This window comes from Leifsonia araucanica (genome assembly GCF_051161895.1).
GTDB lineage: Bacteria > Actinomycetota > Actinomycetes > Actinomycetales > Microbacteriaceae > Leifsonia.
In genome coordinates this window covers 2323200-2349536 of sequence record NZ_JBMBTW010000002.1, presented here as the reverse complement: position 1 = coordinate 2349536, position 26337 = coordinate 2323200, and the positions used below count along the sequence as shown (strand labels likewise).

At 70.5% G+C, this 26337-nt stretch carries 21 protein-coding genes; 14 read left to right on the top strand and 7 right to left on the bottom strand.

What is annotated here, in order from left to right; genetic code table 11:
* Positions 1-33: 33 nt before the first annotated feature.
* From ACN6M5_RS11245 to ACN6M5_RS11220, 6 genes are all read left to right on the top strand, one after another.
* Positions 34-1083 carry a LacI family DNA-binding transcriptional regulator gene (locus ACN6M5_RS11245; protein WP_434949834.1) on the top strand — a complete coding sequence of 350 codons (1050 nt, stop codon included), beginning with the start codon at positions 34-36 and terminating at the stop codon, positions 1081-1083.
* Between the two features lie 55 nt (positions 1084-1138).
* A complete protein-coding gene (locus ACN6M5_RS11240) occupies positions 1139-1768 on the top strand; it encodes an antibiotic biosynthesis monooxygenase (protein ID WP_434949832.1) in 630 nt (209 codons plus the stop codon).
* Between the two features lie 488 nt (positions 1769-2256).
* Positions 2257-3153 (top strand): DUF4097 family beta strand repeat-containing protein, encoded by an 897-nt coding sequence (locus ACN6M5_RS11235; RefSeq protein ID WP_434949830.1) that lies wholly within the window; start codon positions 2257-2259, stop codon positions 3151-3153.
* Positions 3150-3776: a PadR family transcriptional regulator gene (locus tag ACN6M5_RS11230; RefSeq protein WP_434949828.1), complete on the top strand. Its 627-nt coding sequence runs from the start codon at positions 3150-3152 to the stop codon at positions 3774-3776. Before ACN6M5_RS11235 ends, ACN6M5_RS11230 begins: the two co-directional genes overlap by 4 nt.
* A gap of 272 nt (positions 3777-4048) precedes the next feature.
* Positions 4049-6178, top strand: coding sequence for an APC family permease (locus ACN6M5_RS11225; protein ID WP_434949826.1), 2130 nt, complete (start codon positions 4049-4051; stop codon positions 6176-6178).
* A gap of 72 nt (positions 6179-6250) precedes the next feature.
* Positions 6251-7006 carry a MerR family transcriptional regulator gene (locus tag ACN6M5_RS11220; protein ID WP_434949824.1) on the top strand — a complete coding sequence of 252 codons (756 nt, stop codon included), beginning with the start codon at positions 6251-6253 and terminating at the stop codon, positions 7004-7006.
* A 209-nt stretch (positions 7007-7215) separates the two neighbouring features.
* On the opposite strand, the gene yczE is transcribed toward ACN6M5_RS11220, so the two are convergent.
* Complete coding sequence (gene yczE, locus ACN6M5_RS11215) at positions 7216-8145, bottom strand: membrane protein YczE (RefSeq protein WP_434949822.1); 930 nt, start codon at positions 8143-8145, stop codon at positions 7216-7218.
* A 61-nt stretch (positions 8146-8206) separates the two neighbouring features.
* On the opposite strand from yczE, the gene yczR reads away from it, so the two are divergent.
* The 4 genes from yczR to ACN6M5_RS11195 all read left to right on the top strand — a co-directional run bounded on the left by yczR (position 8207) and on the right by ACN6M5_RS11195 (position 15691).
* Positions 8207-9691 carry a MocR-like transcription factor YczR gene (yczR, locus tag ACN6M5_RS11210; protein WP_434949820.1) on the top strand — a complete coding sequence of 495 codons (1485 nt, stop codon included), beginning with the start codon at positions 8207-8209 and terminating at the stop codon, positions 9689-9691.
* Positions 9692-9843: 152 nt separating this feature from the next.
* Positions 9844-10842 carry a putative endonuclease domain-containing protein gene (locus ACN6M5_RS11205; protein ID WP_434949818.1) on the top strand — a complete coding sequence of 333 codons (999 nt, stop codon included), beginning with the start codon at positions 9844-9846 and terminating at the stop codon, positions 10840-10842.
* A gap of 157 nt (positions 10843-10999) precedes the next feature.
* Positions 11000-14470: an efflux RND transporter permease subunit gene (locus ACN6M5_RS11200; protein ID WP_434949816.1), complete on the top strand. Its 3471-nt coding sequence runs from the start codon at positions 11000-11002 to the stop codon at positions 14468-14470.
* A gap of 309 nt (positions 14471-14779) precedes the next feature.
* Complete coding sequence (locus ACN6M5_RS11195) at positions 14780-15691, top strand: arginase family protein (RefSeq protein ID WP_434949814.1); 912 nt, start codon at positions 14780-14782, stop codon at positions 15689-15691.
* Positions 15692-15714: 23 nt separating this feature from the next.
* Here ACN6M5_RS11195 and hutI read toward each other — a convergent pair whose 3' ends face one another.
* Genes hutI through hutH form a run of 3 tightly spaced genes read right to left on the bottom strand, consistent with a single transcriptional unit; the run spans position 15715 to position 20192 of the window.
* The gene (gene hutI, locus ACN6M5_RS11190; RefSeq protein WP_434949812.1) at positions 15715-16938 is read right to left on the bottom strand and encodes an imidazolonepropionase; all 1224 of its coding nucleotides are present in this window, start codon (positions 16936-16938) and stop codon (positions 15715-15717) included.
* 2 nt (positions 16939-16940) lie between these two features.
* On the bottom strand, positions 16941-18596 hold the full coding sequence (gene hutU, locus ACN6M5_RS11185) for a urocanate hydratase (RefSeq protein WP_434949810.1): 1656 nt from the start codon (positions 18594-18596) through the stop codon (positions 16941-16943).
* A 48-nt stretch (positions 18597-18644) separates the two neighbouring features.
* Positions 18645-20192 carry a histidine ammonia-lyase gene (gene hutH, locus ACN6M5_RS11180; RefSeq protein WP_434949808.1) on the bottom strand — a complete coding sequence of 516 codons (1548 nt, stop codon included), beginning with the start codon at positions 20190-20192 and terminating at the stop codon, positions 18645-18647.
* A 193-nt stretch (positions 20193-20385) separates the two neighbouring features.
* Between hutH and ACN6M5_RS11175 the strand changes: the two genes are divergently transcribed.
* The gene (locus tag ACN6M5_RS11175; RefSeq protein ID WP_434949806.1) at positions 20386-21144 is read left to right on the top strand and encodes an IclR family transcriptional regulator; all 759 of its coding nucleotides are present in this window, start codon (positions 20386-20388) and stop codon (positions 21142-21144) included.
* A 3-nt stretch (positions 21145-21147) separates the two neighbouring features.
* Here ACN6M5_RS11175 and ACN6M5_RS11170 read toward each other — a convergent pair whose 3' ends face one another.
* From ACN6M5_RS11170 to ACN6M5_RS11160, 3 genes are all read right to left on the bottom strand, one after another.
* Positions 21148-22290, bottom strand: coding sequence for a S1C family serine protease (locus ACN6M5_RS11170; protein ID WP_434949805.1), 1143 nt, complete (start codon positions 22288-22290; stop codon positions 21148-21150).
* A gap of 52 nt (positions 22291-22342) precedes the next feature.
* Positions 22343-22819: a GNAT family N-acetyltransferase gene (locus tag ACN6M5_RS11165; RefSeq protein ID WP_434949803.1), complete on the bottom strand. Its 477-nt coding sequence runs from the start codon at positions 22817-22819 to the stop codon at positions 22343-22345.
* A gap of 100 nt (positions 22820-22919) precedes the next feature.
* A complete protein-coding gene (locus tag ACN6M5_RS11160; RefSeq protein ID WP_085370566.1) occupies positions 22920-23192 on the bottom strand; it encodes a DUF2277 domain-containing protein in 273 nt (90 codons plus the stop codon).
* 138 nt (positions 23193-23330) lie between these two features.
* Between ACN6M5_RS11160 and ACN6M5_RS11155 the strand changes: the two genes are divergently transcribed.
* From ACN6M5_RS11155 to ACN6M5_RS11145, 3 genes are read left to right on the top strand one after another with little or no spacing between them, the layout of a single operon-like run.
* Positions 23331-24422: a LacI family DNA-binding transcriptional regulator gene (locus tag ACN6M5_RS11155; RefSeq protein WP_434949801.1), complete on the top strand. Its 1092-nt coding sequence runs from the start codon at positions 23331-23333 to the stop codon at positions 24420-24422.
* The gene (locus ACN6M5_RS11150) at positions 24419-25375 is read left to right on the top strand and encodes a carbohydrate ABC transporter permease (protein ID WP_085370564.1); all 957 of its coding nucleotides are present in this window, start codon (positions 24419-24421) and stop codon (positions 25373-25375) included. The genes ACN6M5_RS11155 and ACN6M5_RS11150 overlap by 4 nt, the downstream gene beginning before the upstream one ends.
* Complete coding sequence (locus ACN6M5_RS11145) at positions 25372-26316, top strand: carbohydrate ABC transporter permease (protein ID WP_179150844.1); 945 nt, start codon at positions 25372-25374, stop codon at positions 26314-26316. Before ACN6M5_RS11150 ends, ACN6M5_RS11145 begins: the two co-directional genes overlap by 4 nt.
* The last annotated feature ends 21 nt before the right edge of the window (positions 26317-26337 follow it).

The following is a 26337-nucleotide window of genomic DNA, read 5'->3' as shown; positions in this document are numbered from 1 at the left end:
TAGGGTCTTATCCAGCCGACGGAGAGGAGAGACATGGGTGCTCAACCCACGGTCAGCGACGTCGCCGACGTCGCAGGCGTCTCCCGCCAGACCGTCTCCAACGTCCTCAACTCCCCGCAGCTGGTCCGCCCGGAGACCAGGGAACGCGTCCAGGCCGCCATCGCAGAACTCGGCTACCGGCCGCACGCCTCCGCCCGGCGCCTGCGCACCCAGAAGAGCTCCACCATCGGCATCCGCCTCGACCCGATCACCACGGACGGCATCTCCGGCAGCATCCTGGACAGGTTCCTGCACGCGCTCACCGAGCAGGCCGACCGGATGAACCTGCGCGTGCTGCTGTTCACCGCATCCGGGCCGGAGGGGGAGATCGAGCAGTTCCGCCGGCTCAGCGACGGCGCAGACGTGGACGCGTTCGTACTCACTTCCACCTTCCACGGCGACCCGCGCACCGAGTGGCTGATCGAGCACGGCCAGTCGTTCGTCACCTTCGGCCGGCCGTGGGGCATCGACGACATGGCCGACCCGCAGCACCTCTGGGTCGACGTCGACGGCTCGTCCGGGCTGCGCGACGCCACCGCATACCTGCTCGGCACCGGAGCGCGCCGCATCGGTTTCGTCGGCTGGCCGAGCGGCTCGGGGACCGGCGACGACCGCCGCCGCGGCTGGCTCGACGCCATGCGCGCGGGGAGCGGCCTCGGCGACGACGACCTCGCCTCCCTCGAGGTCGCCGCCGAAGACGGCGTCACCTTCGGCGCGGACGCGATGCGCCGCCTCGAACGCGCGGCAGGCACCGTGGATGCGGTGGTCTGCACGAGCGACTCGCTCGCTCTCGGCGCGCTCATGGCCACGGCGGGCCGCATCCCGGTGGTCGGCTACGACAACACGCCGGTCGCCGCATCCCTCGGCTTCTCGAGCGTCGAGCAGCCGCTCGACGAGGTGGCGGCGGGCGTCCTCGACCTGCTGACAGGCACGCACGGCGGCCGCGTGCATCCCGGATCGTCGACGGCCGACCCGATGCACAGGCTCGTCGCTCCGCACCTGGTGGTGCGCGACGGCCCGACCGTGATCACGGCCGCTCGCTGACACCGTGCAGCATCCCGAAATGCGCGTGTAACGCTCCGTCGGCGACACTGGAGGTATGCCTCCACAAGAGTCTCTGCTGGATGCGCCACAAGCGCGTCGCCTCCCCGTCACCGTCTCCATCACCCGCCGCGTCGACAGCACCCGCCTGCCGGACGTGACCCGCTGGGTGCAATCCGGCGTGAACATCGCCAACACGTACGAGGGCTTCCTCGGCTCCGGCTGGGTGCGCGCCGCCCACGACTCGGACGAGTGGCACATGCTCTACCGCTTCGCCGACGATGCGGCACTGGACGCCTGGGAGGGCTCGGAGGACCGCGCCGCCTGGCTGTTCGAGGGCCGCGAACTGGTCGAGCTCTCGCGGGTGGAGCGCCGCACGGGCATCGAGGGCTGGTTCGACCAGCCGCAGCACCAGACGCAGGGCGCAGACGCTCAGGATGCGACGGACCGCCTCGCCCCGACCTCCCCGCCGCGCTGGAAACAGGCCGTGACCATCTGGCTCGGCTTCTTCCCGCTGTCGCTGCTGTTCACGTTCCTGGTGACCACCTTCGTCCCGTTCTGGCACCAGCTCTGGCTTCCGGCCACGGTGCTGATCACCACGCTGTGCCTCACCCCGACGATGACGTACCTCCTGCTCCCGCTGGTCACGCGCATCCTGCACCCGTGGCTGCAGCGGCCCCGCCGCTGACGGCTCCCGCCTCACCAGGCATGTCCGTTCGCGCGGAAATCTCGCGCGCCGATCACCCCTTCTCCGCTCCAACGGAACTCCCGCCGGCGCGTCGCGGCGGAGTTCCGCACGAACGGAGAACGTGGATGGGCGCGGGCCGCCGCGCGTATCGGAGGAAGTCTCGCGCGACACGCCGCGCAAGGTTCCGTTCGGGCGGTTAAATCGGGCCCGGATGTGGCTTGTCTCCGTTCGAACGGAGAATCGGGCCCCGATGCGGCGGGTCGAGGTTCGCGCGGAGAGGCGGGACGCGGCGCGCGCTCAGGGGGAACCCTGACCGCACCCTGAATCCGCTCCGTTTTCCTCGCGTCCACTTGCGCCGCCCGCAGACGCGATATATCGTGACCTTGTCAACAACGCGATATATCGCGAATCACCGAGGGTCCGCTCAGCGGGCACCGACTGGCGGACGGCAGCAGCGGTCCGCGAACGAAAGCACTCAGGAGCACGCAATGACACAAGACAAGTGGCTGATCCAGCCCGGCGAGAGCAAGACCATCGACGTCGAGCTCGTCCGATCCCTCAAGGCCGGCTTCATCGCAGGACAGGTCGACATCATCGGGCACGACGAGCAGGGAGCGCGGGTCGAGGTCCACTCGGTCACCGGCCGCGACCTTAAGATCACGCTCGACGGCGACCGCCTCGAGATCGACCACCCGCAGCTGCGCTGGGACAACTTCATCGAGGTGTTCAAGTCGATGCGGGACAACGCCAGGGCCGAGGTCAGCGTCCTCGTGCCGCACGATGTCGCGCTCAAGCTCGGCGTCGTCTCCGCCACGGCGCTCGTCGCCGGGCTGGACACCGACGCCAAGCTCAGCACCGTCACGGGCGATCTCGTGGTCGACGGCGTCACCGGCGACATCGAGCTCAACAGCGTCAGCGGAGAGGTCTCCGCCCGCAACCACTCCGGCCGCATCTTCGCGCACACCGTGTCCGGCGACGTCACAGCATCCGGTCGCATCCCGAAGTTCACGGTCGACAGCGTCTCCGGCAACGTGATGGTGGATGTGGTCGGCACGCCCGACGAGATCTCCAGCAACACGGTCTCCGGCGACCTGACCATCCGCGTCCCGGAGGCGCTCGGCGCGCGCTACCGGGTCAACACGATCTCCGGCAAGGTGCAGCTCGACAACACCTTCATCCACGGGATGCCCGGCAAGACGTACCAGGGCACCTCCGGCTCGCTCGACGGCACCTGGATGGACGTCAACGCCAACTCGGTGTCCGGGAACGTCTACGTGCTGCGCAGCGCGCCGACCGGCACGGGCGCGGGCACGGGCACGGGCGCTGGCACAGACGCACCCGCCGACTCGGCAGCCGGCTCCGACCAGAACGGGGCGTCGGCGTGACCCCCGTGTTCGCGCACGGGAGTCTGCGCCTTTACCTGCTCAGCCTCCTGGCGGAGTCGCCCCGGCACGGCTACGAGCTCATCCAGGCGCTCAGCGACCGCTTCGGCGGTACGTACAGCCCGAGCGCAGGCACCATCTACCCGCGGCTCGCGAAGCTCGAGGAGGAGGGCCTGGTGACCAAGGCGGCGGAGGGCAGGAAGACCGTCTACGCGATCACCGACGCCGGCCGGGCAGAGCTGGCAGAGCGGGAGCACGAGCTCGACGCGATCGAGGACGAGGTCACAGACTCCGTCCGTCGTCTCGCCGACGAGGTGCGCGCCGGCGTCAACGAGGCGATGCGTTCGCTGCGCGCCGACCTGGCCTCGGCGGCACGGGATGCGAGCAGAGGCCCGCGCATCGACGTGCGGCAGGAGGCGCGCGACGCCGGGCGGGATGCGCGGCAAGCGGCGAACGCGGCGGCCCGGGATGCCGAGGCGGCGCTGAACGAGTTCCGTCAGCAGCTCCGCACCGACTTCCGGTCGCAGGCGGCGCGCGGCGACATCCCGGATGGGGTGGTGCCGCAGCTGAAGTCCGAGCTCGCGCGCGTGCGCGCGTCGGTGCTGGAGGCTCTGGGGCGCCGCTGAGCGAACGCCGGACGGCGTCTCGACACGCCGTCGCCTCTCTGCACACAGCCACACTCAGCGAAAGCGCGTCCGACACTCAGGTGCGGGCGCGCCTTCCGTGTTTCCGGCGTGTTTCCAGGGGTTTTGCTTTCATTTCGGGCGGCTGAAAGCGCAGACACAATCCTTTGCGGAACCGCAAGCATCGGGTGCCGCGACGCGCCGACTTGACAGCGGTTTGGCAGCGAGTAGTGTCGAGGCTCGTGACAAATGAGGGGAGATCCCCGAAGCGGTGGTTGATCGGCGACCCGCTTCCGAGCGAAAAGCTCGAAGGACAGCTACTCCCGAAGCACCTCGCCCTACCCATCTTCGCCTCCGACGCACTGTCGAGCGTGGCGTACGCTCCGCAGGAACTCCTGATGATCCTGCTCATCGGCGGACTCGCGTTCCTGAGCTTCGCTCCGTGGGTCGCCGCAGCGGTCGTCGTGCTCCTCATCACCGTCGTGCTGAGCTACCGCCAGCTGGTCAAGGCATACCCGTCCGGCGGCGGGGACTACGAGGTCGCGCACAAGAACCTCGGTGAGAAGGCCGGCCTGGTGGTCGCCTCCGCGCTGCTCGTCGACTACGTGCTCACCGTGGCCGTGTCCGTCGCATCCGGTGTGGACAACATCATCTCGGCGCTGCCGTTCCTGTCCAACTGGCGGGTCGAGCTGGCCGTGCTCTTCGTCATCGTCATCGCTGCGGTGAACCTCCGCGGCGTGCGGGAGTCGAGCAAGGCGTTCGCCATCCCGACCTACCTCTTCATCGGCAGCATCTTCGTGATGATCGTGACCGCGCTGGTGCGCACCGCGTTCGGGGATGCGCCGGTCGCCGAGTCCGCGAACTTCGAGGTGCACGCCACCAGCCTCACCCAGGCCGCGACGGTGCTCCTGCTGCTGCGCGCCTTCTCCAGCGGATGTTCGGCCCTCACCGGTGTGGAGGCCGTCGCCAATGGAGTGCCGGCGTTCCGCACCCCGAAGATCAAGAACGCCCGCAAGACGCTCGGACTGATGGGCGGCATCGCCATCATCCTGTTCGCCGGGCTCACCACGGTCGCCCTGATCAGCGGCGTGCACTACGCCGAGAATCCGTGCGACCTGCAGGGCTGGGCGCAGTGCGCCACCGAACCGCAGCGCAGCCTGATCGCCCAGATCGCCGCAGCGACGTTCGGCAACAACACCATCCTGTTCTTCATCGTGCAGGCCGCGACCGCCGTCGTGCTGCTGCTCGCGGCGAACACCGCGTTCAACGGCTTCCCGCTGCTCGGCTCCGTGCTCGCCCGCGACTCGTACGCGCCCAAGTCGCTGAACACCCGCGGCGACCGCCTGGTCTACTCGAACGGCATGATCCTGCTGGCCCTCGCAGCGACCGTGCTGCTGCTGGTCTACCGCGCCAACCTGACCCAGCTCATCCAGCTGTACATCATCGGCGTGTTCGTCTCGTTCACGCTCGGCCAGTCCGGGATGGTCAAGCACTGGATCACGCTGCTGCGCTCCGGGACCGTGAAGCCGCACGAACGGTCGAGCATCGTCCGCTCGCTCTGCATCAACGCGTTCGGCGCGTTCCTCACCGCCGTGGTGCTCATCGTCGTGACGATCACCAAATTCACCCACGGTGCATACCTCGTCTTCATCTTCATGCCCATCCTGTGGCTGCTCATGCTCGGCGTGAACCGCTACTACCGGGATGTCGAGAAGGAGATCGAGGTCGACCCGGTCACCACGTTCGGCAGCCGCGGAGACCACGCGATCGTGCTCGTCGGCAAGATGCAGAAGCCGGCGCTCAAGGCGCTCGACTACGCCATCGCCGCCCGGCACGACTCGATCGAGGCTGTGCACGTGGCGGTCGACGAGGAGTCGACGGAAAAGCTGCAGCAGCAGTGGATCCAGCAGAACATCCACGTGCCGCTGACCATCATCGAGTCCCCGTACCGCGAGTTCGGCCACCCGCTGATCAAGTACCTGAAGCACCGCCGCGAGGAGCACGGCTCCGAAGTGGTGACTGTCTACCTTCCGCAGTACATCGTCGGGCACTGGTGGGAGTCGCTGCTGCACAACCACCGGGCACGGCGCATCCGGCAGCAGCTGCTGCTCTGCCACGGTGTGACCGTCGCGCTCGTGCCGTGGCTGCTCGACTCGTCGTCGCTGATCTACGGCCGCCGTTCCCGTCCGCTTCCCGGTCAGGATCGTCGTGGCGAGCCGGTGCGCCCGGTCGCGCGGCGTCCGCTGGAGCCGGCGTCGAAGCAGCACGGTCATCCTCGCGGCCACGGGACGCCGGCCTCCGCCGGGCAGTCGCCTGCGCCGACGCAGGGCGCGACGGAGCAGCCGCAGCAGCCGCAGACGCCGGTGTCGGAGACGAAGAAGATCCCGGCCCGCGCCAAGCGTTGATCGCCGCTTGACCTTGACGTAACGTCAACCTCTACCGTGGGTTTCGCACCCCACGAGAGAGAGGAGACGACGATGGACTGGTCCATCCAAGAGATCGCCAGGCTCGCCGGAACGACCAGCAGGACGCTGCGTCACTATGACGACATCGGGCTCCTCCCGCCCAGCAGAATCGGCAGCAATGGCTACCGGTACTACGACAGGGACTCCCTCGTGCGGTTGCAGCGCATCCTGCTGCTCCGCGACCTCGGACTCGGCCTCCCGGCCATCGCCGACGTGCTCACGAACCAGGTGGATGCGATCCCCGCCCTGCACGGCCACCTCGCGTGGCTGCGCGACGAGCGGGAACGGCTGGCGCGGCAGATCGCGTCGGTCGAGACGACCATCCAGGCGATCAGCGAAGGAGAAGACATCATGGCGGAAGACATGCTCGACGGTTTCGACCACACCCAATACAAGGAGGAGGTGGAGGAGCGCTGGGGCAAGGACGCGTACGCCGCGTCCGACGCGTGGTGGCGCAGCAAGACGCCGGCCGAGCGCGCCGAATGGCAGCGCCTGCAGAAGCAGCTCGCCGCCGACTGGATCGCCGCCGCCGACCGCGGCATCGACCCGGAGGGCGACGAGGCGCAGGCACTCGCCCAGCGCCACGCCGACTGGCTCGGCTCGGTCCCCGGCACCCCCGGCAGCGAGAACGGCCGCCCGACGGCCGCCTACCTCACCGGCCTCGGCGAGATGTACGTCGCCGACCCGCGGTTCGCCGCGAACTACGGCGGCGCCGCGGGCGCCACGTTCGTGCGCGACGCGCTGCGCGCGTACGCGGCGCGGCTGTAGGGCCTCAAGTCATCGAGCCGGGACTTATGTACGCGACACGCCGTGTCGGGGCGTGCACAAGTCCCGGTTCGATTGCTGCGGACGTGAGAAGGCTGGGACGCGACCCGCCCACGGTGAGCGCCTCGGGGACGCGCGGGGTGTCGGGGACGCGGCCACGACCATGCGGAGCTCGGGGCGGCGCGCGCGGCGTCAGCTCCGGCGACTCGCGCTCAGGCGCGGCGGGGACGAGGACGCGGTCGGGACTCAGCACCACGGCCACGGCCAGGGCCACGTTCCCTGGACATCAGTCGATCATCGAGCCAGTACGCGGCGACCGCCTGCGCCGGGCGACGGGATGCGCTCGCCTCGCGGTCGGGCTGCACCCCGCCGATCACGTTGCTGTCGGCCGCGCGGTGGTCGCGCATCCTGGTGGCCGCGTCGGTTTCGAGCAGGATGCCGTCGCGCACGTCGAACGCGGCGGCATCCTGCTCCCCGAGGCCGGCCGATTGCTCGGCCGTTCCCTCGAGCTCGCTTTCCAGCGCCGCCGCAGTCGTTGCAGCGTCCTGCGGCAGCCGGATCGCGAAGAAGGGGAGGGTGATGCTGCAGAGCGGCCCGACCAGCAGCGCGAACGCGAGCGTCCCGATGCCGACGTTGCCGCCGAGCAGCCACCCGATGATGAGCACGGTCACCTCGATGCCGGTGCGCACGGCCCAGATCGGCCAGCCGGTGCGCGCGTGCAGCCCGGTCATCAGGCCGTCGCGCGGGCCCGGGCCCAGTTTGGGGCCGATGTAGAGGCCGGTCGCGACCGCCAGGAGCAGGAGGCCGCCGGCGAACAGCAGCACTTGCGCCCACAGTTCGGTCTGCTGCGGGATGAGCGTGAGCCCGAGCTGCGCGCTCGGGCCGACGAGCAGCACGTTGAGCACGGTGCCGAGTCCCGGGCGCTGGCGGAGCGGGATCCAGAACAGCAGCACGGCGATGCCGACGAGGTTGGTGATGAGCCCGAACAGCAGGCCCGTCTTGATCGACAGACCTTGCGCGAGCACGTCCCACGGCGACACCCCGATGCCGGCGCGCACCATCATCGCGATGGCGATTCCGTAGAGGAATAGCCCGATGAGGAGTTGCGCGAGGCGTCTGGTGAGGAGGAGTCGGCGGGTCACGCTCCTATCCAATTTGTTGATTGGCCTTTTATCAAGAGTCCAATTCGCTTAAGGTGGCCTTATGCCGGATGCTCAGCTCACCGCCCGATCGCTCGAAACGCTCCTCGGGGAGTGGCGAGGAGGCGGCGCCCACTACCAGGCGCTCGCCGACCGCATCCGGTTGCTGGTGCTCGACGGACGCATCCCGATCGACACGCGACTGCCCGCCGAGCGCGACCTCGCCGCCCGGCTGGAACTCAGCCGCACCACCGTGACCGCCGCGTACCGGGGGCTGCGCGACGCCGGATTCCTCGACAGCGTGCGCGGATCCGGCAGCGTCGCCCGGCTGCCTGGACCGGTGCTCGTCACCGCCCCGACCCCCGGTGGCGACGGGATGCTCGACTTCACCAAGGCGGCCCTGCCGGCGGCATCGTCCCTCCCCGCGGCAGCGCGCGCCGCGGCGGAGGAGCTGCCGCACTTCCTCCCGCACTCCGGATACGACGCGGTCGGCCTCCCGCACCTCCGGGAGGCCATCGCCGACCGCTACCGCGAGCGCGGCCTCCCCACCGACCCCGACCAGGTGCTCGTCACGGTCGGCGCGCAGCAGGCCATCGCCCTGATCGCGCGCACCTTCGTCGGCCGCGGCGACCGCACGATGATCGAGATGCCCACCTACCCGCACGCCACGGAGTCGTTCCGGCTCGCCGGGGCGCGCCTGGTGCCGGTGACGGTCACCATCCCGCCCGCCGACGCCCCGCATCCGGTGGGCGCGGAGGAGGACGGCTGGGACATCGACGCGATCGAGCAGACGCTGCGGCGCGCCAACCCGGCCCTCGCCTATCTGATCCCGGACTTCCAGAACCCGACGGGCGCATCCATGTCGCCGGAGACGCGCGCGCGGCTGCTGGCGGCGACGGCGGCGCAGGGCACGATCGTGGTCGGCGACGAGACGACGGCCGACCTCGACATCGACAGGCTCGGCGAGCACCTCCCGCTGCCCCGCTACGGCTCGCGAGGGGCGGGGGATGCGCCCGTGCTGCTGATCGGGTCGGCGAGCAAGAGCCTGTGGGGCGGCCTGCGGATCGGCTGGATCCGGGCGGAGCGGCCGCACATCCAGAAGCTGATCGCGGCGAAACCGGCGACCGACCTGGGCACGCCGCTGCTGGAACAGCTGGTGGTGGCGCGGATGCTGCCGCAGATGGCGGAGATCCTGGAGTCCCGGCGCTCGGAACTCGCGGCGGGGAGGGAGCGGGTGGCGCGGCTGGCGGCGCAGACGTTCCCGGACTGGGTGGTGCCCAGGATGCACGGCGGTCTCGCCGCGTGGATCGGGATCGGCGCGCCGGTCAGCTCGGCGCTGACGCTGGGTGCGCGCAACCACGGGTTGCTGATCGCGGCCGGGCCGCGGTTCGGGCTGGATGGGGCGTTCGAGCGCTTCCTGCGCATCCCGATCACGTACTCGGAGGAGGAGACGGTGCGCGCGTTCGCGGCGCTGTCGCGCGCGTGGCCGGACGCGCTGCGCGAGCCGTCGGCGTTCGCCGACGCGGCCCCGCTGCCCAACGTGGTCTAGCTCGGCCTGTGGCCGGCGGCTGGGCGGCGAGATGCCAGTAACTGTCGCGAAACGCCCGGGATGCGCGACAGATACTGGCATCTCGCGGGCTGGCGGGACGGCCTGTGGAGAGAATCCGACGCGTGGTGGCGGAATTGGGCATGGTGGGTGGCATGAGTCATCCCCGGTTGCGCAACCGCCCGTTCTCCCTCCGCGAGGCGCGGGCGCTCGGCGTCGAGCCCGTCCGCCTGTCGCGCAGCGAGCTGGTCACGCCGTTCCGCGGCGCTCGGGTGCCCGCCAGGCTGGCGGCCGACTTCGTCGCGCGCTGCGCCGCCCTCTGCGCCAGGGAGCCCGGCGGTGTCCTCTCCCACACCACGGCCGCCATCCTGCTGGGGCTGCCGGATACGCGGTGGCTGCCTGGCGTGCGGCAGCGGGGTGCGCGGGCTCATCTGCCGCCTCCGGATGCGCCGAGCTCGTCTGCGCTTCACGACCACCTCCCACCTCCGGATGCGCCACCCACGCACGCACAGCCCGTCCTGCACCTGACCGTCGCACCGCCCGCGCGGCCGCCGCGCCTCACCGGCGTGCGGTCCCACTCGCGTCCGCTCGCCGCGGGCGAGACGCGTCGGGTGCGGGGGCTGCCGGTGACGTCGGCGGCGCGGACGTGGGCCGACCTGGCCGCGACGGCGAGCATCCGGGAGCTGGTGGTGCTGGGCGATGCGGTTCTCGGCGGCCGGGCGCCGCTCGCCTGCCACGACGACCTGCGGGCGGCGGTCCCTCCCGCGGGCGCTCGGGGCGCATCCCGGGCCAGGGCCGCGGTCGAGTTGCTCGACGGCCGCGCGGAGTCTCCGCCCGAGTCGCTGCTGCGGCTGATCCTGGCGGAGGCCGGACTGCCTGCGCCGGATGTGAACGTCGACCTGCACACTCCGGATGGGCGGTTCCTGGCCAGGCCGGACCTCCGGTTCGCGCCGTACCGCACCATCGTCGAGTACGAGGGCGACCACCACCGCATCGAGCCGCGCCAGTGGCGCAGAGACCTGACACGGACCACGGCTCTGCAGCAGCGGGGCGAGCTGGTGCTGCGGGTGGGAGCCGAGCACCTGCGGTCGGAGAAACGGCTGGTCGGGTTGGTCTTCCGCTCGCTCGCGTCGCGGGGATGGGATCCGTCGTGAGTGTCAGCAGAAGGCGCGAGAACCGTCCCGGGGGAGTACGTCTCCACCCCGAAGTCGTACCAGGGCATGAGGAATTTGCACAGGCTGCAATGAGATACTTTGCGGGCGGCTGTGGTGCCGCGCGTCTCACATCCACTTTCTGTCAAGGGAAAAGACTGTGCATTTCCTCGCCGTCCTGAGTATGAAGAACCGCGCGCTGATCGCGCTCGTCACGATCGTGGCCGCGGTGTTCGGCGGCCTGGCGCTGACGAACCTCAAGCAGGAGCTCGCTCCGACCATCTCGTTCCCGCAGCTCGCGATCATCACCAGCTACCCCGGCGCATCGCCCGAGGTGGTCAACAACGACGTGAGCACGCCGGTCGAGACGGCCATCCAGGGCGTGCCGGACCTCGAGAGCACGTCGGCGGTGAGCAGCACCAACCAGTCGATCATCACGGCGAAGTTCACCTACGGCACCGACCTCGCGACCGCAGAGCAGAAGATCGACCAGGCGATCAACCGCATCAAGTCCACGTTGCCGAGCAACGTCGACCCGCAGGTGTTCTCCGGCAGCATCGACGACTTCCCCGTCATCCAGCTCGCCGTCACCAGTGACCAGGACTCGCGCGCGCTCGCCGACAAGATCACCAAGCTGGTCATCCCCGACATCAAAGACGTCTCCGGCGTCAACGACGCCCAGCTCGTCGGCGAGGTCGGCCAGCGCATCACCATCACCCCGGACAGTGCCAAGCTCGCCGCCGCCGGCGTGACCAGCCAGTCGATCAAGGATGCGCTGCAGCAGAACGGCGTCCTCATCCCGGGCGGTTCGATCACCGAGGACGGCAAGACGCTCTCCGTGCAGTCCGGCGCGAAGCTGAGCTCGATCGACGACATCGCCGGGCTTCCGCTCATCCGGTCGGCGAGTGCATCCGGTTCTGGCACTGGCGCAGGCGCAGGCGCGGGTGCAGGTGCAGGTGCAGGAGCAGGTGCCGCAGCAGGTGCGGACGCTGGCGCTGCCGGGGCCGGGGCGACCGGCTCCACGGGCGCAGCCGACGCAGCCGCGGCCGCAGCTGCCACCGCAGCAGCCACCCCGCCCACCATCGGCGACGTCGCCACGGTGCAGAAGACCGACGACCCCACCACCTCCATCTCGCGCGTCGACGGCAAGCCGGCGCTGACCATCGCCGTCACCAAGCTGCCGTCCGCGAACACCGTCGAGGTCTCGCACGGCGTCAGCGCCCTGATCGACGACCTGCAGACGAAGCTCGGCGACGGAGCGAAGATCACCGTCGTGTTCGACCAGGCGCCGTTCATCACCCAGTCGATCAACTCGCTCACCGAGGAGGGCCTGCTCGGCCTCCTGATGGCCGTGATCGTCATCCTGATCTTCCTGCTGTCGATCCGCTCCACCCTGGTCACCGCGATCTCGATCCCGACCAGCGTGCTCATCACCTTCATCGTGATGTGGGCGACCGGCTACACGCTCAACATCATCACGCTCGGCGCGCTGACCATCGCCATCGGCCGTGTGGTCGACGACTCCATCGTGGTCATCGAGAACATCAAGAGACAGCTCGTCGCCGGCGTCGACAGAGCGGCGACCATCGTCAAGGCCGTGCGCGAGGTGGCGGGGGCGATCACCGCATCCACCATCACCACCGTCGCCGTGTTCCTCCCGCTGGCGTTCGTCGGCGACGTGACCGGCGAGCTGTTCCGGCCGTTCGCGCTCACCGTGACCATCGCGCTGCTGTCGTCGCTGCTCGTCTCGCTGACGATCGTGCCGGTGCTCGCATACTGGTTCCTCCGTCCGCCGAAGGCGCGCAAGCACGAGGGTGGCGTCGAGGCGTCCGACGCATCGCACCTGTCGATCGAGGAGGCGATGGCCGCCGGCGAGGACGAGCTGGAGCACCCGTCGCGACTGCAGCGCGGTTACCTTCCGATCATCCACTGGACGTTGAAGCACTCGGTCGCGACCGTGCTCATCGCGGTGGTCGTGCTCGTCGGAACGCTGGCGCTCACCCCGCTGATGAAGACGAACTTCCTCGGATCCACGGGCCAGAACACGCTAACGATCACGCAGACCCTCGCGCCCGGCACCTCCCTGCAGGCGAAGGACGATGCATCCAAGGTGGTCGAGCAGAAGCTCATCGACACCAAGGGCGTCAAGACGGTGCAGGTCTCGATCGGGTCGAGCGGGGCATCCTTGCAGGCCGCGTTCACCGGAGGCGGCGGCAACACCACGTTCTCGGTGACCACCGACCCGGATGCCGATCAGGATGCGCTGAAGAGCACCATCGAGGACGAGCTCGCGGCGGTGAAGGACCAGGGCGACATCGTCGTCTCCGCGCAGAGCGGGTTCGGCGGCTCGAGCGACATCGAGATCGACATCACGGCCACCAGCAACGAAGACCTGCAGAAGGCGACGGATGCGGTCGTCGCCGAGGTCAAGAAGCAGGACTCGGTCAAGCAGGTAACGGACAACCTCAGCGCGTCGCTGCCCTACGTCGCGGTGAACGTCGACCGTTCCAAGGCGGCGGCAGCCGGTCTGAGCGAGGTCGCCGTCGGCGGCATCGTGTCGCAGGCCATGCAGCCGACGCAGGCCGGTTCCGTCGCCCTCGACAACACGACGCTCAACATCTACATCCAGAGCGACAACCCGCCGTCGACGGTCGCCCAGCTGGCCGACCTGCCGATCCCGACGGTCACCGGTCCGGTTGCGCTGAGCACGCTGGCGTCTGTCGAGGAGACCAACGGTCCGTCCACGGTCACCACCGAGCGCGGCCTGCGCACGTCGACGGTCACGGCCACCCCGGCCACCGACAACCTCGGCACCGCGAACGCCGCGGTGACGACGGCGCTCAAGGACGCGAACCTGCCGTCCGGGGCCACCGCCAAGATCGGCGGAGTCTCCTCCAGCCAGTCGGACGCGTTCTCGCAGCTCGGGATCGCGCTGCTCGCGGCCATCCTGATCGTCTACATCGTGATGGTGGCGACGTTCCGGTCGCTGCGCCAGCCGCTGCTGCTCCTGGTCTCCGTGCCTTTCGCGGCGACAGGCGCCATCGCGCTGCAGATCATCTCGGGCATCCCGCTCGGCGTCGCATCGCTGATCGGTGTGCTGATGCTGATCGGCATCGTGGTGACGAACGCGATCGTCCTCATCGACCTGGTCAACCAGTACAGGAAGCGCGGGATGTCCGTGCCGGAGGCGGTGGCGCACGGCGCCTCCCGCCGTCTGCGCCCGATCCTGATGACGGCGCTCGCGACCATCGCGGCCCTCACCCCGATGGCGATCGGCCTCACCGGCCACGGCGGCTTCATCTCGCAGCCGCTCGCCATCGTGGTGATCGGCGGCCTGGTCTCGTCCACGCTTCTCACCCTCGTGGTGCTGCCGACGCTCTACAACCTCGTCGAGGGCGCGCGCGAGCGCCGGGCGGCGAAGCGCGCGCGGAAGGCCGCGGCGGCCGGCGGGCCGGACGCGGGCTCGGGTGACGGCGCTGGCGGGAGCGGTACCGGCGGCGACGGGGGACCCGGCGCGCCGGGTGCGCCGGGTGCGCCCGGAGGGCCGGGCGAGTCCGGTGGCCCTGGATCCGGCGGCCCGGCGGCAGCGCCGCCCGTCTGGACGGCGCCGGCAGGCGGCCAGCAGCGCTAGCGACCACGAACGGGCCGGACTCCTCGGAGTCCGGCCCGTTCTCGCGCCCGGGGTCTCGCGCCTGGAGTCTCGCGCCTGGGGCTGCGCGTCCGGCCGGTTCTCGCATCGGCCACTTCTCCCATTTGGGCCGGTTCTCGCATCCACTGGCTCCCGCGCCTCCCGCGCGCGCGAGATGCCAGTAACTGTCGCGAAACGCCCGGGATGCGGCGCAGATACTGGCATCTCGCGGAGAGGGTCGCGTCCGAGATACCAGACGCGGGACGCCGCCCCACCGCCCGGAGGGGGGGACCGGGTTGCTAGCGTCGCGGTATGAGCACGCGTCAGCTGTCCGTCGACCCCCTGTGGCCCCGCGCTGGGGCGTGGCCGTCGCTTGACGGCATCCCCGGCGATGAGGCGGTCGATCTGGCGTTTCTCGGCATTCCGACCTGGCGCACGTCGCTGTCGGCGACCGGAGCGGGGGAGACGCCGGCAGCGGTTCGGGAGGCGCTGCGCTACTACGCGGCGTTCGTGCCAGGGTCTGAGGTGGAGCGGCTGGCGTTCGCCGACGCCGGCGACGTCGACGAACCCGACGGGCCGGAGGGCGAAGGGCGCGCCATCGCCGCGATGGCGGACGCGGTCGGCCGGTCGCGCGTCACCGTTGCGGTGGGCGGAGACAACGCGCTCACCGTTCCCGCCGCCCTCGGCGCCTGGGGCGAAGCGCTGCCGACCGCCGGGTTGATCACGCTCGACGCCCACCACGACCTGCGCGACGGCGTCTCCAACGGGTCGCCCGTGCGCCGGCTGGTCGAGGCCGGGCTGGACGGCCGGAGAGTGGTGCAGATCGGGATCGCCGACTTCGCGAACTCGCCCGCGTACGCAGCGCGGGCGGAGGCGTACGGCATCACGGTCGTGCCCCGGGATGCGTTGCACGCGCGCCCGATCGACGACGTGATGGCTGAGGCGCTCGAGATCGCCGGGGCGGCCGGCGGGCCGGTGCACGTCGATCTGGACGTGGATGTGTGCGACCGGTCGGTCGCGCCCGGCTGCCCGGCGTCGGTGCCGGGCGGACTGGCCGCGTGGGAGCTGCGGCGTTTCGCCAGGCTGGCGGGCGCATCCGTGGCCGTGCGGTCGGTGGACATCGCCGAAGTGGATGCGACGGCCGACGCCCCGGACGGGCGCACCGTGCGGCTTGCGGCGCTGCTGGTGCTGGAGGTCGCGGCGGGGCTGGCGTCCCGCGGCTGAGGTTCACCCGAGCAGCGTGCCCGTCACCCCACCCGCACCCCAGCACGATACGTGGCCGCCACCAGCGGCACCCCCGGCCGGTACGCCAGGTGCACGTATCCAGGCGCGCGCAGCACCGCGAAGTCGGCTCTGGCGCCCGGCGTCAGGTGTCCGACGTCGTCGCGGCGCAGCGCGGCAGCGCCTCCTGCGGTCGCCGCCCACAGCGCCTCGGCGGGCGTCATCCCCATGTCGCGCACCGCGACGGAGATGCAGAACGGCATCGACGACGTGAACGACGAGCCGGGGTTGCAGTCGCTCGCCAGCGCGACGGTGACGCCCGCGTCGAGGAGGCGGCGCGCATCCGGGTACGGCTGCCGGGTGGAGAACTCGACGCCGGGCAGCAGCGTCGCCACCGTGCGGGAAGCGGCCAGCCGAGCGATGTCGTCGGGCGTGAGGTGGGTGCAGTGGTCGACGCTCGCGGCGTCGAGGGAGACTGCGAGGGCGACGCCGAGGCCGGGGGCGAGCTGGCTGGCGTGGACGCGCACGCCGAGCCCGCGGGATGCACCGGCCGACAGGATGCGGCGGGACTGCTCCGGCGTGAAGGCGCCCGTCTCGCAGAACACGTCGATCCAGCGGGCGTGGGGTGCGCACGCGTCGAGCATCGGGCCGACGACCAGTTCGACGTATGCCTCGGCATCGTCGGCGTACTCGGCCGGGACGACGTGGGCGCCGAGGAAGGTCGTCTCCGGCGTCACGCGTTCGGCGAGGCGCAGCAGTCTGGCCTCGTCGTCGACCGTGAGACCGTAGCCGCTCTTGATCTCGAACGTGGTGGTGCCCTGAGCGTGCAACTCGGCCACGAAGCCGTCGAGGCGGGAGGACAGCTCGGCGTCCGTGGCGGCGCGGGTGGCGGCCACCGTGCTGCGTATGCCGCCGGCGGTATACGGCTGCCCGGACATCCTCGCCTCGAACTCGGCGGCCCTGTCACCGCCGAAGACGAGGTGCGTGTGGCTGTCGACGAAACCCGGGATGACCGCTGCGCCGCCCACGTCCAACACCTCGGCGGTGGCGGCCAGCTCCGCGGATTCCGGGGGCACTGCGCCGGATGCGCCCGCCCACACCACGCGGCCGTCGGCCACCAGGAGGGATGCAGACGGCACGATCCCGAGCATCCCGGGCCTGGCCGGATCGTTGGTGACCAGCTCGCCGATCCCAGTCACGAGGAGGGTGGATGAACCCGCACCACCCACAGCACCACCAACGGTACCCATACTCACCCCTCCCGCATCGGGATGCGCAGGCCGCGTTCTTCCGCGACCTCCACCGCGCGCTCGTACCCGGCATCCACGTGCCGCATCACGCCCGTGCCAGGGTCGTTGACCAGCACGCGCTCGATCTTCTCGGCGGCGAGCGGCGTGCCGTCCGCCACGATCACCTGTCCGGCGTGGATGGACCGGCCGATGCCGACGCCGCCTCCGTGGTGGATGGAGACCCAGGTGGCGCCGGATGCGGTGTTCAGCAGGGCGTTGAGCAGCGGCCAGTCGGCGATTGCGTCCGATCCGTCCGCCATCGCCTCCGTCTCGCGGTACGGCGAGGCGACGGAGCCGGAGTCGAGGTGGTCGCGGCCGATGGCGATGGGGGCGGAGAGTTCGCCGCTCGCGACCATCTCGTTGAACTTCAGGCCGGCCAGGTGGCGTTCCTTGTAGCCGAGCCAGCAGATGCGCGCCGGCAGGCCCTCGAAGTGCACCTTCTCGCTCGCTTGCGTGATCCAGCGGTGCAGGTGCTCGTCGTCGGGGAACAGCTCCAGGATGGCGCGGTCGGTCGCCGCGATGTCGGCCGGGTCGCCGGACAGCGCCGCCCAGCGGAACGGGCCCTTGCCCTCCGCGAACAGCGGCCGGATGTACGCGGGCACGAAGCCGGGGAAGTCGAACGCGCGGTCGTACCCACCGAGCCGGGCCTCGGCGCGCAGCGAGTTGCCGTAGTCGAAGACCTCGGCGCCCGCATCCTGGAATCCGACCATCGCCTCCACGTGCTTGGCCATCGACGCGCGGGATGCGGTGGTGAAGCCCTCCGGGTCGGCCGCCGCCGCGTCGTGCCACTCCTCCACCGTGTAGCCCTCCGGCAGGTAGCTGAGCGGGTCGTGCGCGCTGGTCTGGTCGGTCACCACGTCGATCGGCACGCCGCACGCCAGCAGCTCCGGGAAGACCGTCGCCGCATTGCCCACCAGGCCCACCGACAACGGGATGCGCGCTTCCTTCGCCGCGAGCACCCGGGCGATGGCGTCATCCAGGCCGGTGGCGAGCTCGTCGAGGTAGCCGTGGTCGATGCGGCGCTGCAGGCGGGTCTCATCGACGTCCACGATGAGCACGACGCCCTCGTTCATGGTCACGGCGAGGGGCTGCGCTCCGCCCATGCCGCCCGCCCCGCCGGTGAGGGTGATCGTGCCGGCCAGGGTGCCGCCGAACCTCTTCGCCGCGACGGCGGCGAACGTCTCGTACGTGCCCTGCAGGATGCCCTGCGTGCCGATGTAGATCCACGATCCGGCCGTCATCTGGCCGTACATCGTAAGGCCCAGCGCCTCGAGGCGGCGGAACTCCGGCCAGGTGGCCCAATTGCCGACGAGGTTCGAGTTGGCGATCAGCACGCGCGGCGCCCACTCGTGGGTGCGGAAGACGCCGACCGGCTTGCCGGACTGCACGAGCAGCGTCTCATCCGGTTCCAGGTCGCGCAGGGTGCGGACGATCGCGTCGAACGCCTCCCAGCTGCGCGCCGCGCGGCCGGTGCCCCCGTAGACGATCAGGTCGTCCGGGCGCTCGGCGACGTCCGGGTCGAGGTTGTTCATGAGCATCCGGAGCGGCGCCTCGGTCTGCCAGCTCTTCGCGCTGATGGTGGTGCCGCGCGGGGCGCGGACCTCTCGTGCTCCCTGCATTGCTGTCTCCTCGTCGGTGAGTGGAAGTCGGTGGTGGATGTGGATGGCTCAGCCGAGCGGCCCTGTGACGCTCTCCGCCGCTGCGAGCACGCGGCCGGACTGCACGAGCCCGACGACCGCCTCGATCTCCGGCGACAGGTAGCGGTCGGATCCTGGTCCCGCGACCACGTCGCGCACCTCGGCGATGACGGCCCCGGTGGCCGCACCGGGGAGGAGCGGCCGACGCAGGTCTGCGCCGCGCGCGGCCGTCATGATCTCGATCGCGAGCACCCTGCCGAGGCCGTCGACCGAGCGGCGCAGCTTGCGGGCCGCCGCCCAGCCCATCGAGACGTGGTCCTCCTGCATCGCGGACGACGGGATGGAGTCGACGGACGCCGGGGACGCCAGCCGCTTCAACTCGGAGACGATGCCCGCCGCGGTGTACTGCGCGATCATCAGCCCGGAGTCGACGCCGACCTCGTGCGCGAGGAACGGGGTGAGGCCCTGGTTGCGGGCGGGGTCGAGGAACCGGTCCGTGCGACGCTCCGACATGCTGGCAACATCGGCGGCGACGATCGCCAGGAAGTCGAGCACGTACGCGACGGGCGCCCCGTGGAAGTTGCCGTTGGACTCGACCCGGCCGTCGAGGGTGAGCACCGGGTTGTCGATCGCGGAGGCGAGCTCGCGCTCGGCGACGATGGTGGCGTGCGCGAGGGTGTCGCGCGCGCCGCCGTGCACCTGCGGGGCACAGCGCAGCGAGTACGCATCCTGCACTCTGGTGCACTCCGGACCCTTGTGGCTGGCGACGATCGGCGACCCGGCGAGCAGCGAACGCAGGTTCGCGGCGGCGACGGCCTGGCCGTGCTGCGGGCGCAGCCGCTGCAGGTCGTCGGCGAAGACGGCGTCCGTGCCGAGCAGGGCCTCCACGCTCATCGCCGCGGCGATGTCTGCCGTGCGGAGCAGCGCGGTGAGATCGTGGATCGCGAGGGCGAGCATCCCGAGCATCCCGTCGGTGCCGTTGATGAGCGCCAGGCCCTCCTTCTCGGCGAGGACGACGGGGGCGATTCCCGCGGCAGCCAGGGCAGTGGATGCGTCCACCAGTTCGCCGTCGACCCTCACCTGGCCTTCGCCCATCGCCGCGAGGGCGCAGTGGGCCAGCGGGGCGAGGTCGCCGGAGCAGCCGAGCGAGCCGTACTCGCGCACGACCGGCGTGATGCCGGCGTTGAGCAGGGCGGCATAGGTCTCGACGGTGGCGCGCTGGGCGCCGGTGCGGCCGGTCATCAGCGTGGACAGGCGCAGCAGCATGAGCGCGCGAACGACCTCGCGCTCGACCTCGGGGCCGGAGCCGGCCGCGTGCGAACGGACCAGGCTGGCCTGCAGCTGGGCACGGCGGTCGCTCGGGATGAACGTGGTCGCGAGCGCGCCGAACCCGGTGGAGATGCCGTAGTGCGGTTCGACGTCGTCTGCGAGGGCTTCGACGATGGCGCGGGAGGCCTCGACCTGGTCGAGGGACTCGGGTTCGAGGACGATGTCCGCGCCGTGGCGGGCGACGGCGACGACGTCGGCGACGCTGAGCGGGTGGGCGCCGACGGTGACGGTGTGCGTGGTGTGGAGCATGATCCGATCTCACTCCCTCGCGCGGGCGCGTGTCCCGGCTGTACACTCATCCCCGTCCGGTATCCCAGACACACCGCGGCGCAGCAATCGAGTCCGAAGTTGTTCACGCCCGAACCCGGCGTGTCGCGTGCATAAGTTCGGACTCGATTGTTCGGGGGTGGGGGAGGACGGACGGGCGGAAGGGGAGGGGCGTGTGAGTAAGGTGCCGGCGGCGGAGAATACGCTGCGGATACTGGAGTACTTGAGCGCGCAGCGCGGGCCGGTGCCGGCGGCGACGGTGGCCGCGGCGCTGGGGCTGCCGCGGTCGACGGTCTACCACCTGCTGACGGTGCTGGGGGATCACGGGTTCGTGCTGCACTTCCCGGAGGCGAAGCGGTACGGGCTCGGGGTCGCCGCGTACGAGCTCAGCTCGGCGTTCTCGCGGCAGGAGCCGCTGAGCAGGCTGGGTCGTCCGATCCTGGCTTCGCTGGTCGACGGCATCGGCGAGTCGGGGCACGTGGCGGTGCTGCACGGGCGCGACGTCGTCTACATCGTCGAGGAGCGCGCGCCGCGCCGCCCACGCCTGGTGACGGATGTGGGCGTGCGCCTGCCGAGCCACCTCACCGCGAGCGGCAGGGCGCTGCTCGCCACGCTCCCTGCCGGACAGCTGCGCGCGCTCTATCCGGATGCTGCCGCGTTCGAAGACCGCACCGGCGCGGGTCCGCACACCTACGGAGAGTTGAAGCGGGTCGTCGCCGAAGTGCGCGAGCGCGGCTACGCGACAGAAGACGGCGAGGTGACACCCGGCTTCGCCTCGGTCGCGGTGCCCGTGCGCGACCACGCCGGGTGGCCGGCGGCGGGCATCGCCGTCACATTCCCGCGCGAGAATATAGCTCGCGACCAGTGGGATGCGCTGGCCGCCCGGGTGGCCGACGCGGCCGCGGAGCTGTCCCGGCGCATCCGGGGCAGCTGACCGCTACCCCTCCGCCAGCGTCACCGTGGTGGTGTGGCGCTCGCCCGCGCGCTCGAACTCGACCTTCACGGTGTCGCCCGGCTTGCTGGTGACCTGGATGGCGGTGAGCACGTCGATGCTGACCGCCGGCGCTCCGTCGATGGTGGTGATGATGTCGCCGGGGCGGATGCCGGCGCTCGCGGCTGGGCCTCCGCGGACCACCGACTGGACGAACAGGCCGTCGCTCAACCCGTAGTGCTGGGCGACCGCGTGCGGGATGGGGACCGCATCCAGCCCGGCTGTCGGGTAACTGACACTGCCGGTGTCGATGAGCTCCTTCGCGATCGGCATGGCCAGGGCCTGCGGGACGGCGAACCCGATCCCGACGCTGCCGGTGCTGCGCTGGCCGTCCTCGCCGGGGACGGTCGCGATGGCCGAGTTGACGCCGACCAGGCGGCCGTCGCAGTCGACGAGCGCGCCGCCGGAGTTGCCGGGGTTGATCGACGCGTCCGTCTGGATGGCACCGACCAGGATGGCGTTCCGATCGTCGTCGCTCGGCACGGGAACGGTGCGGCCGAGCGCACTCACGATGCCGGCGGTGACCGTGCTCGACAGGCCGAGCGGGGCGCCGAGGGCGACCACGGGCTCTCCGACCACGAGGCGGCCGGAGTCGCCGATGGCGATCACGGACAGCGACTTCTCGTCCTCCACCTTGATGACGGCGAGGTCGGTCTTCGGGTCGCGGCCGGTGAGGGTGGCGTCCGCGGTGTGGCCGTCGCTGAACCGGACGGTCAGCTTCCCGCCCGAGGCGGCGGGGGAGATGACGTGGTTGTTGGTGAGGATGTAGCCGTCGCTGCTGATGACCTGCCCGCTGCCCGTCCCCGAACCCGCCGGGCCGACGACGTTGATGGTGACGATGCTCGGCAGCACCCGGTCGGCGACCGCGGCGGCGTTGCAGCTGCCGCCCGCACCGGAGGAGAGGGCGACGGTGGTGACGGTCCCGGCGATGAAACCGCCGGCGATCAGGATGAGGGCGGCCGCGGTCACGAAACCCGCGATCAGCCAGGCGCGGCCGCTGGCGGATGCGGCGCCGGATGGGGTGACGGATGGGGTGTTGCTGAGACCGTCGTCACCGGGCGGCGTCGCGCCCCTCGTCTCGTCGCTCATCGCCGGCCCCTTCCCTCGATGGCGCCAGGCTAGCGCTCAGGCGTCGCCGCCGCTAGAGAACACGGGCCTGCGCGAGCCGCTTGGCGTAACAGACGGAGTGCGGGTCGCCCACGTACGGGCCGAAGTTCGGGATGCGCGTGTACCCGTTGCGCTCGTACAGCGCGATCGCCGCATCCTGCAGCGGACCCGTCTCGAGCTGCAGGGTCTCGACACCGGCCGTCACCGCTGCGCCCTCCACGGCGGCGAGGAGGGAGGAGGCGAGGCCGCGGCCCCGCGCATCCTGGTGGACGAACATGCGCTTGAGCTCGGCGGAACCGTCGGGCTTCACGACGAGGGCGGCCATGCCGATCGCGCGTCCCGTCTCGTCGCGGCCGACGAACACGGTCACGCCGGGCGCCTCCAGCTCGGACACGTCGAGCAGGTAGCAGCTGTCCGCCGGGTACAGCGCGAAGGTGAACTCGTTGCCGAGGCGCAGCAGTTCCTCCACGTCGGGCGTGCGAGGTGGTTCTGCGGCGATCGCGGTGTGCATGCCCACGATCGTATCGAGCCCGCGGCGACAGTGGATGCGCGCGCCGAGCATCGCGCACGGCGGACGCGCAGCGCACCGAGTGGATGCGCGCGCCGACGCCTCAGGCCGCCGCGAACCGCCTGGCCGACCGCTCTTTCAACTTCGCGGCCTCCTCGTCCCGGTTCTTCGGCGGCGCGTTGGTGACGAGGTCGTCGAGGAGGTGCTGCGTGAGGTGGGCGATCTCGGCGACGGCGCGGTCGAAGGCCTCTGCGTTGGCTTTCGACGGTTTGGTCGTTCCGCTGATCTTGCGCACGTACTGCAGGGCGGCCGCGTGGACTTCGTCGCTCGTCGCGGCCGGTTCGAAGTTGTGGAGCGTGTGAATGTTCCGGCACATGCCGACCAGGGTACGCCGCCGCTGCGCCGAATGGTCGGGCGATTGTTCGGCTTGCAGGCCGCGCGGGGAGCGCCTATAGTCTCTGTAAACGTTCTTGTAAACGTTTACGAACCCACCTTCGATGATGCAGGGAGCACCATGGCTGAGAGCAGGAAGTCGACGCTCGTCCTCGTGGCGGAGCGCGCGGGAGTCTCGATCGCCTCGGTCTCCCGGGTGCTCAACGGACTGCCGGCCTCTCCCCAGCTCACCGCGAAGGTGCGCGAAGCGGCGGATGCGCTCGGTTACGTCCCGGACGCCACAGCACGCTCCCTCAAGGTCGGCCGCACCGACCAGATCTCGTTCGCCGTGGCCGACGTCGGAAACCCCGTCTACGTGGCGATGATGCACGAGGTCTCCCGCGTCGTCTCCAAGGCGGGCTACCGCCTCGTGCTCTCCTCGACCGGCAACGACCCGCAGGACCAGATCGACCTGCTCAGCAGCCTCAACCGCGGGTTCGTCGACGGGCTCCTGCTCAGCCCGCTGCGCGTGACGGAGCCCCTGGTGGATGCGCTGCGCGCCAGCCGCCTCCCCATCGTCATCATCGGTTCGCTCCCGGCGGGCGTCGAGCTCGACAACGTGCGCGCCGACTCCGTCGCGGGCATCGGCCTGGCCGTCGAGCATCTCGTCGGCCAGGGACGCAAGCGCATCGCCTTCGTCAACGGCCCCGTCGACACCGTTCCTGGCGCCGCCCGTCTCAGCGGATACCTGACCGCGATCGAGCGCTTCGGACTCAGCACGAGCGCCGACGTGCAGGTCGCGGCGTCCGACTTCACGTACAAGGCCGGTCGCAAGGCGGCCGCGAAGCTGCTGCGCCAGTCCACCCCCGATGCGATCGTCTGCGCCAACGACCTCCTCGCCGTCGCGACGCTGAAAGAACTGACCAGCCGCGGCGCGCGCGTTCCGGAGGACGTGGCCGTGGTCGGCATGGACGACACGGACGCCGCCGAGCTCGCCAACCCGTCCATCACCAGCGTCGACCTCGGTTCCGGCAAGCGTGCGAAGGCGGCGGCGAAGCTGCTGCTGCGTCGCCTCGCCAACCCGGATGCTGCGGTCAAGCAGGTGGTGATCGAGCCGACGCTCTCGGTGCGCGAGTCGTCCGTCGTCGGAGGCAAGAACACCGACGCCCCCGTCGCCAACGCCGCCGTCGCCCCCGCCCCCGACGCAGCCACCACCGAGGAGGTGCAGGCATGACCACCTCCGCCCCCGTGATCCTCGCTCCCGGCGACGCAGCCAAGACCCCGAAGCGCCGCCGCCGCAACCGCGGCGGACCCGCGGGCGGAAGCGGCCGCGACGCCTGGCTGCTCGTCCTTCCCGCGCTCATCCCCGTCGTGCTGTTCAGCGTCTACCCGCTGGTGCAGGGCATCTTCCTCGGCTTCACCGATGCGCGCGCCGGACTGAACCTGCCCGTCAACTTCAACGGCGTCGACAACTACGTCAAGCTCGGCTCCAACCAGCTGTTCTGGAACTCGTTCGGCATCGGGCTGGTCTGGGCGTTCAGCGTCACGATCCTGCAGTTCCTCGCCTCGCTCGGCCTCGCCCTGCTGCTCAACCTCAATCTCCGGCTGCGCTGGCTGGCCCGCACGCTCGCCCTCGTGCCGTGGGCCATGCCCCCGGTGATCATCGCGATCATGTGGCGCCTGATGCTGAACCCGAGCTACGGGCCGATCAACCAGATGTTGAAGGCCGTCGGGCTGCCGAGCGACATCAACTGGCTGGGCAACGCATCCATCGCCCTGCCCGTGGTGATCATCGTGGGCGTCTGGGCCGGGATGCCGCAGACCACCATCACCCTGCTGGCCGGGTTGCAGAGCGTGCAGACCGAGCTGCTCGAAGCCGCCGCCATCGACGGCGCGGGCACGTGGAGCAGGTTCTGGCACGTCACCCTGCCTGCGCTTCGCCCGATCATCGTCGCGATCACCACGCTCGACCTGATCTGGAACTTCAACTCGTTCGCCCTCGTCTACGTGCTGACGGCGGGCGGGCCGGGAGGCACGACGATGCTCCCGATGCTGTTCGCATACAACGAGGCGTTCCGGTACGGCAACTTCGGGTACGCCGCCGCGATGGGCAACGTGATGGTCGTGGTGATCGCGATCTTCCTGTTCGCCTACCTGCGCGGCCAGATGAGGAGCCGGAACTCATGAGCGCCACGAACACCAGCATCCAGAACACAGCGGCGGAGGGCCAGCACCAGGTCCAGCGCCAGCGCCAGGGCGGCCGTAAGCCGGAGTCGTCTCAGAGCGGTTCGCTGCGCCGCGGCAGGATGATCGGCCGCCCGCTGCAGTACCTCGCGCTGTTCGCGTACATCGTCTTCCTCGGGTTCCCCCTGCTGTTCCTGCTGACGGCCGCGTTCAAGACCCCGCGCGAGCTGCAGTCGCCGAACCCCGGGTTCTTCCCGTCCACGCTCAACTGGGACAACTTCGCCCAAGCGATCGAGAAGGCGAACCTGTTCACGGCCGCGGGCAACAGCCTGATCGTCGCCGTCTGCACCACGGTGCTTGTGACGCTCATCTCGCTGCCTGCCGCATACGCGCTCGCCCGGTTCCGCACCAAGCTGCGCGGGCTCGCGACCGGCTGGATCCTGCTCAGCCAGGTCTTCCCGTTCATCCTGATCATCATTCCGCTGTTCCTGGTGCTGAAGAACATCGGCCTCATCAACAGCCTGTTCGGGCTGATCCTCGTCTACACGGTGTGGTCGCTGCCGTTCGCGCTCTGGATGCTGCAGGGCTACGTGGCCGGCATCCCGGTCGAGCTCGAAGAGGCCGGAGCGATGGACGGAGCCACCCGGTTCCGCACGCTGCGCTCCATCGTGCTCCCGCTCCTCGCGCCCGGGCTCGTCGCCACCAGCCTGTTCACGTTCATCTCGGCGTGGAACGAGTTCTTCTTCGCCCTGGTGCTCATCCAGGACCCCAACCTGCAGACCCTGCCGCTGGCGCTGGCCCGTTTCGTCGGTGCAGAAGGCCAGGTGCAGCTCGGGCAGCTCGCCGCCGCCTCGCTGCTCGCGACCATCCCGAGCCTGGTCTTCTTCATGCTCATCCAGAAACGCCTCACGTCCGGTCTCCTCAGCGGAGCCGTCAAGGGCTAGAACACCCGCACCACCCCCACC